The 6,434-nt window shown below is 48.6% G+C and carries 7 protein-coding genes; 4 read left to right on the top strand and 3 right to left on the bottom strand.

Annotated features, from left to right (window positions below; all coding sequences use genetic code 11):
• Positions 1-286: 286 nt before the first annotated feature.
• From KDK19_RS04335 to KDK19_RS04325, 3 genes are read left to right on the top strand one after another with little or no spacing between them, the layout of a single operon-like run.
• The gene (locus KDK19_RS04335; protein WP_257291401.1) at positions 287-907 is read left to right on the top strand and encodes a peptidylprolyl isomerase; all 621 of its coding nucleotides are present in this window, start codon (positions 287-289) and stop codon (positions 905-907) included.
• 52 nt (positions 908-959) lie between these two features.
• Complete coding sequence (locus KDK19_RS04330) at positions 960-1,889, top strand: rhodanese-like domain-containing protein (protein ID WP_257291400.1); 930 nt, start codon at positions 960-962, stop codon at positions 1,887-1,889.
• Positions 1,882-4,068: a tRNA(Met) cytidine acetyltransferase TmcA gene (locus KDK19_RS04325; protein ID WP_257291399.1), complete on the top strand. Its 2,187-nt coding sequence runs from the start codon at positions 1,882-1,884 to the stop codon at positions 4,066-4,068. Before KDK19_RS04330 ends, KDK19_RS04325 begins: the two co-directional genes overlap by 8 nt.
• On the opposite strand, the gene KDK19_RS04320 is transcribed toward KDK19_RS04325, so the two are convergent.
• Positions 4,060-4,296, bottom strand: a complete 237-nt coding sequence (locus KDK19_RS04320) for a hypothetical protein (RefSeq protein ID WP_257274246.1) — start codon at positions 4,294-4,296, stop codon at positions 4,060-4,062. The genes KDK19_RS04325 and KDK19_RS04320 overlap by 9 nt on opposite strands.
• A gap of 337 nt (positions 4,297-4,633) precedes the next feature.
• Between KDK19_RS04320 and KDK19_RS04315 the strand changes: the two genes are divergently transcribed.
• Positions 4,634-4,891, top strand: a complete 258-nt coding sequence (locus KDK19_RS04315) for a GrxA family glutaredoxin (protein ID WP_257275634.1) — start codon at positions 4,634-4,636, stop codon at positions 4,889-4,891.
• Positions 4,892-5,023: 132 nt separating this feature from the next.
• On the opposite strand, the gene KDK19_RS04310 is transcribed toward KDK19_RS04315, so the two are convergent.
• A complete protein-coding gene (locus tag KDK19_RS04310) occupies positions 5,024-5,410 on the bottom strand; it encodes a hypothetical protein (protein WP_257291398.1) in 387 nt (128 codons plus the stop codon).
• 261 nt (positions 5,411-5,671) lie between these two features.
• Positions 5,672-6,434, bottom strand: a 763-nt coding sequence (locus KDK19_RS04305; protein ID WP_257291397.1) for a hypothetical protein, incomplete at its 5' end; no start/stop codon positions are given.

Raw genomic sequence — 6,434 nt, 5'->3', positions numbered from 1 at the left:
CTCCGACCCCCACAACCCCATTGTGGTGCGCTACCAGGCTGCGCTACGCTCCGACGTGCCGCACTGTGCGGCGGGTCTGTATATTACCTTTCTACTATCCATTTGCAAGCTTTGAGCTGATTTTCTTCTATGCCATAGCTTCTGAAAATGTGGGGTGAGCCAACAACGTAGGATTAACGTGCAGATTATGGGGAAAAGTGCATTTTTTCGGTGTGATGAACTATGGCCTGAACATGGATTCCAGTAGTATAACGACCTCAATCATCTTACTTATGGGTTAAAGCAGGTGTTAAAAGCAATTAAAAAAGTTCTGACGGTATCTTTTTTACTGTTTGCCAGCCAAGTGATGGCAGAGCAGAAAGCCACCGCTCCTGATAAACCTGTTGCAGAGGCTTTGCAGCCTGTTGATGTCGTTATCAAGACCAGTAAAGGTGATATGACGATTCGTCTGAATCCCGGGAAGGCACCTGTCACTGTGGAGAACTTTCTTGCTTATGTGGACAAGGGCTTCTACGAGGGACTGGTTTTTCACAGAGTGATGCCCGGCTTTATGATCCAGGGAGGTGGCATGACTGCAGATATGAGTCAAAAGCCAACGAGCGCACCCATCATGAATGAGTCCGGTAATGGCCTCAGGAACAGTCGTGGCACTATTTCAATGGCAAGAACAGCCAACCCGGACAGTGCTACCTCTCAGTTCTTCATCAATCTTGTCAATAATGAGTTTTTGAATAATCGTCCCGGTCGTCCGGGTTATGCCGTGTTTGGCGAGGTGATTAATGGTGAAGAGGTCATGGATTCCATAGCTTCCGTGAAAACCGGGAACAGAGGACCTCACGCAAATGTTCCTGTTGACCCGATTACAATTCTGACAGTTGAAAGAGTCAAAACTGCCCCAACTAAGTAGTATGGCTATAAGTACCGCTGCAACCCAATAACTATCAGGTAAATCAGGTTCCATGAAGCATTGGGCAAAATATTGTCTGTTAATCATGTTGTTACCGGTCATCACGGCTTGCGACAGCTTTTGGAATGACAGGCTGGCATTAAAATCGGTTGATCAACCTGCGATGGAAGCACTGGTCCGGGAGCAGGGCTGGGAGTTGGTCGATGTTCGAGACAGTAACTGGTACAACGGGTGGCCTTCGGGTAATGACCCGGATGGAGGGCATATTCCCGGTGCCCGAAATTTTGACCTGGCATTGATGACAGCCGATCCTGAACACGTCCGGAACCTTTTGACCAGTAAGGGAATATCGCCAGACAAGAACATCGTTGTCTATGGTCGTGATAAGCAGGATGCCCAGGTGTTAGCCCAGTGGCTGGTGGCTGAACAGGGCTTTGATGAAGGTCGGATTCGTGTTTTTGAAGAGGGCTTTTCTTACTGGCTGGCTCAAGGTGGCAAGCCTGCCAAACTGCCGGGTTATGAGCGACTGGTCACACCAGAGTGGTTGGATGAACAACTTAAGATGAATACCGACCTTATGGTGCTGGATGTCTCCTGGGGAAGAGGGGCTCGCTATGTTGTTCAGCATATTCCCGGTGCTCTGCACGTTGAAACAGGCAGCCTGGAGTCGATTATCAAGGAGTCAGAACGGCTGAAATCAGTTCTCCTTGGGCTGGGTATCACTAAACATACACCAATCGTCGTTTATGGCGACGATATGATTGCCGCCGCACGCGTTTTGTTTGTTCTTCAGTATGCCGGTGTCAAGGATGTTCGGCTTCTCAATGGTGGGCTGAAAGCCTGGACTGGTTCAGGCTACCCGGTGGAGAGAGGCATCAACTATGCTACACCCGCCAGGCAGTTTGGCAGTCTTGTTCCTGCTGAGTACGAATTATGGATGGATTCTTTGGTTTCAGAAAAAAATACGACGGCGAATGGATAACGTTGCCTCTATCCTCAAGCGGGCGGCTGAAAACAATCACCGTGCTTTGTTGGTTTTATCCGGAACAGAAGCCTGGACACAGCAGCAGGCTGAGAGTCTCCTTTCAAATGCACTTCTGTTTTCAAAGACACAAGGGTTGCAAACACTCTGGGTGGGTGAGCGCTTTAAGGTAAATAAAACTTCGATCTCTGCACCAAAAGCTATCAGCTGGCTGGGGCGTGAGATTGACTTCGTGGTATTTAATGCCTTTTCCGGTTTTGATGTCGATGCCTTTGGTCAGCTCAGTGGTGCTCTGAAAGGTGGAGGGCTTTTCATACTTCTGATACCGGATCTGGATGACTGGCTTGAATACTCTGACCCTGACCACAAAAGACTCGCTGTTTATCCATATCAACCCGGGCACATTCGGGGACTCTATCTGAAAAGACTGGTCAACCTTATCAAGTCTGAAACAACACTCTCTTTGTTGTGTGAAAACGGCGTTGCAAGATGGCAACAGGGTATTTGTTGCAGTGGTTTACCTGATTCAGGGCAGGCAGAATCTCCAGACGACACTATTTGCAGAACATCGGATCAATCCAAGGCTGTCGAGTCCATTCTTCGTGTGGCAAAAGGCCATCGTCGGCGTCCATTAGTGCTGACTGCGGATCGTGGCAGGGGCAAGAGTGCTGCGCTGGGTATTGCATCGGTCCGGCTACTGCAATCAGGGCTCTCAAGGATATGGGTGACAGCCCCCTCTCTGGCTTCTGCCGAAGTCGTCTTTCATTCTGCTGAAGCTCTACTTGATGGGTGTGAAGCCCATCGGGGAAAACTGTTTTGGGAAGGCAAAATTCTCGAATTCAAAGCTCCCGACGAACTCCTGCATTCTGCTGGTGACTCAGACTGTGAGCTTATGCTGGTGGACGAAGCTGCTGCTATCCCGGTGCCACTACTGACCCAATTGTTAAAGAATCATTCTCGAATTGTTTTCTCATCCACTCAGCATGGCTATGAAGGGACGGGCAGGGGCTTTGCCATTAAGTTCAAGTCAACACTGTCTGAACTGACGCCAAAATGGCAGGGGTTGCATCTGAATCAGCCAATCCGCTGGGCTGATAATGACCCTTTCGAAGCCTTTGTTTTCAGGGCGTTGATGCTGAATGCCTCACCCGCTTCAGATGAAACGATAAAGGGTGCAGGTATTGATAATTGTTCGTTTGATCGTCTTGAATCCGCTCAACTGATTCAAGACGATCGGCTGCTGGCTGATGTGTTTGGTCTGCTGGTATTCGCCCATTATCGAACCCGTCCTTTTGATCTCAGGCATCTTCTGGACGGCCCGAATATCGAGGTCTACTGCCTCAGGTACCAGGAACGAGTCGTTGCAACGGCATTGCTGGCACTTGAAGGTGGCATAGAAGACGACTTGCGGGAAGCTGTCTGGCTAGGGCAACGCAGGGTTCGGGGTCATCTTATTCCTCAGTCCCTGAGTAATCATTGTGGTTTCCCGGAAGCTTCAGCCTTTACTGGCCTGAGGGTTATCCGAATAGCGGTACATCCTTCATTACAGGGGAATGGGCTGGGCACTCATCTGTTGAAGTGTATTGAAGAGCAGGCAAAACTCAGAAAACTGGATTATCTGGGCAGTAGTTTTGGTGCGACGTCAGAACTGGCGGCTTTTTGGGGGAATTCGGGCTATCTCCCGGTTCGTGTTGGCATTACCCGTGAAGCAGCCAGTGGCTGTTACTCAATGATGGTTTTGAAGTCACTGAATGAAGCATTCAGTCTCCTGACAAAGGAAATGCAGTCTCGTTTTACCTCAGGTTTTCTGATGCAGCTGTCCGGGGTATTCAAAGAAATGGCTCCTGATCTGGTCCGTGTGATGCTTCACTTAAGTTATTCCAGCATTGAGACCGCTTTAGATAAGCGAGATCGGATGGACCTGAAATCCTTTGTCCATTCAGATCGATTGTTTGAAAGTTGCCTTCCTGCTGTTCGCTCCCTGCTGTTATCAAAAGTTTCTGATGGCTCTGTCTCGCAGGACGCTTTGAATGGATTGATTGCCAAAGTACTTCAGGGGGCTGAGTGGTCAGAGATAGCAAAAGCGAATGGCCTGACGGGTAGAAAGCAGGCCGTTCAATTTTTAAAGCAATGTGTCCGGCACCTATGTATGGGACAAAACCTTAAACGGTCAATCTGAGAAATCTGTACATTCAATTGGGCCGCCAAAGTTTTTTCTGGTACAAAACTTAACGTCTCCGCTTTCAGAATCCAGAATCCATATTTTATGGTCTAGCCCGTTGCCCTGGTTCTGGACAGGGTAGGCAGTATACCTGCCTGAAATAAAGCCTCTTACACAGTCCGCTGCCCAAACTGCACCACTGAATAAAACAGCAGCCAAAATTATCGTCAGATATTTTTTGTGCATAACTAACACCTCTCTAACTTATGAAAATGGTCATCTTTTTCAGAACAAGCTCATTTGCTTGACTTTGTATTTTTAGACAACAGCTCAAGGGAATCGTTCACTGTTGTAGCCATGTCAAAAAGTCCGGGCTTTTGCGGAAGGGGAGTTCAGAACATAAAGCTGGGCAATCCGCTGCTCAAAACTCACTAACAGGCATTTAGGGGGATTCGGTAATGACGGATAGACTTTCTCTATCAAACCGTTAAAAAATACTGATTTCGTGCGTCACGCTAACTCGTTTATAGTGGGCGTTTTCCTATTTCTGAAAGTTAATACTGATTAGAGTCAGGTGGGTTTTATGGATCGTTTTACCGTTTTTGGTCGTCCGGGCTGTGGTTATTGTGTAAGAGCTAAAGAAGTGCTGGAAAGCCGTGGACTGCCAATGCTCTATGTGGATATTCATGCGGAAGGCATCACCAAGGCAGATCTGGAAAAAACAGTAGGAAAGCGGGTTGAAACCGTACCTCAGATTTTTCATGGTCAAAAGTACATTGGCGGTTACACAGAGCTGGATGCCTATTTGAAAGAAGAGTTGGTGGAATCCCTGCAAGGCTGAGGTCGACAGCCAGTCGCTGCGCCTCAGGCCAGTCATTCGTGGTATGGTCCGGCCCCGTCGATGTAAGGTAGCAATCAGGATGCTCGACGTTACTATCAGGGGCAGAATCACTACAACCCATACGCCTTTGCGTTACTGGTGAAAGTGCCAATTAATGACAAAAACGCTGACAATGGTGGTAATCAGGCTCAGAAAGGTAATGATGTATTGCCGACTAAAAGAGCCCATTTCGGTGCGTACATCGCTGATTTCAGCACGAACACCGGCAATCTCTTTATGCAGTTCGGTTCGCACACCGGCTATATCCCTGTGCAGCTCAGTACGCAAGGCACTGATATCCGAACTCAGTGACTGATAATTTCGCTCACCCTGAAGCTGTAACTGCATAATGGCTTCCTGCATAATCAGGATGTCCTTTTTAGTGGCGTTGTATTCCGGATCAAGGGAAGCACTGACCTTACTGGCCAGTTCTTCATCAATGCCAATACGCTTGAGCTCTGAAAATAACGACTTTTCCATAACCATCCCGACAAAAACTGAAAAAACAGCATAGATCAGGGATGACACTACGACCAGCTGGCAAGACCAGACTGCAGACCCTGTTTTTCAACAGGCCGACGATGCCGAAAAAGAACGTCTGCGCAACCAGTATTGGGAACAGAATCTGGCCCCTGCCATTCCCATGGAAAACTGGGCCGAAGCGAAAAGCATTTTTGATGAGCAGACACGCCACTGGCCACCATCTACTATCAACTACCCAATACCCAATACCTTTCGAATTCAGGCATATTTATAAATTCGAGAGTGTGGGTTTTCGGATATTTTCACCAGTCTGGCGTCACTGCGAGTGAGTCGCTCCTGTTTGGCAGAGGGATCAAAGGGTTTGATCCGGTTGAACTCTGGCAATGGCTGGCCTTTTTCGAGCCGGACAAAAACAGGGAGTGGGGTATTGATCTGGCCAGGATAGCGCTTGCGAAGTTCTTTATCTGCCTTTCTTGATTGTTCAATCTCTTTTGCCCAGGTCAGATTGGCACGGAGGTGAGGGCTCAGAACTCTTTTGATAATGACGGTCTCGCTGGCGGGCATCGCTTCAAGCATCTCAATGTCTGTCTGAATGGCACTGGAAGTCAGGTATTTTTTGCGTAGATGGTCAATTGCTTCATTTGCGGAAAGCTTAACAGAGCCGCTATGGTGGGCTGCCCAGCTGAAGCCAATGCGACGGGGTGGTGTCTCAAAGAGTTTCAGTTGACGATAACTCTGGACGAAATGGATGTGGGCAAACTGCAGGCCGCCCAGCATCTTCTCCCTGATCTCGTCCGATGTTTCTTCAATGGCTTCAATACTGTCTCCATACAGCTTCCTGAACTCGGTCATGGCCTGTTTGAAGTTTTCCCGGGCTTCATTAAGCCTTATACCTGTCTGCAAGGTGTCTCTGGCGATGCCCACGATTCCGGGCAGCCGGGCCGTTTCCTGTTTGTTTTGCTGATCGGTATAGATCAACCGGGTGCTGGTTTCAGCTGCCAGTGCGCGGTCATTCTTGTCC

The organism is Endozoicomonas sp. ONNA1, from assembly GCF_024606325.1.
Classification (GTDB): Bacteria; Pseudomonadota; Gammaproteobacteria; order Pseudomonadales; family Endozoicomonadaceae; genus Endozoicomonas_A.
The sequence above is the reverse complement of the archived record's forward strand: the minus strand, read 5'-3'. Positions and strand labels throughout refer to the sequence as shown.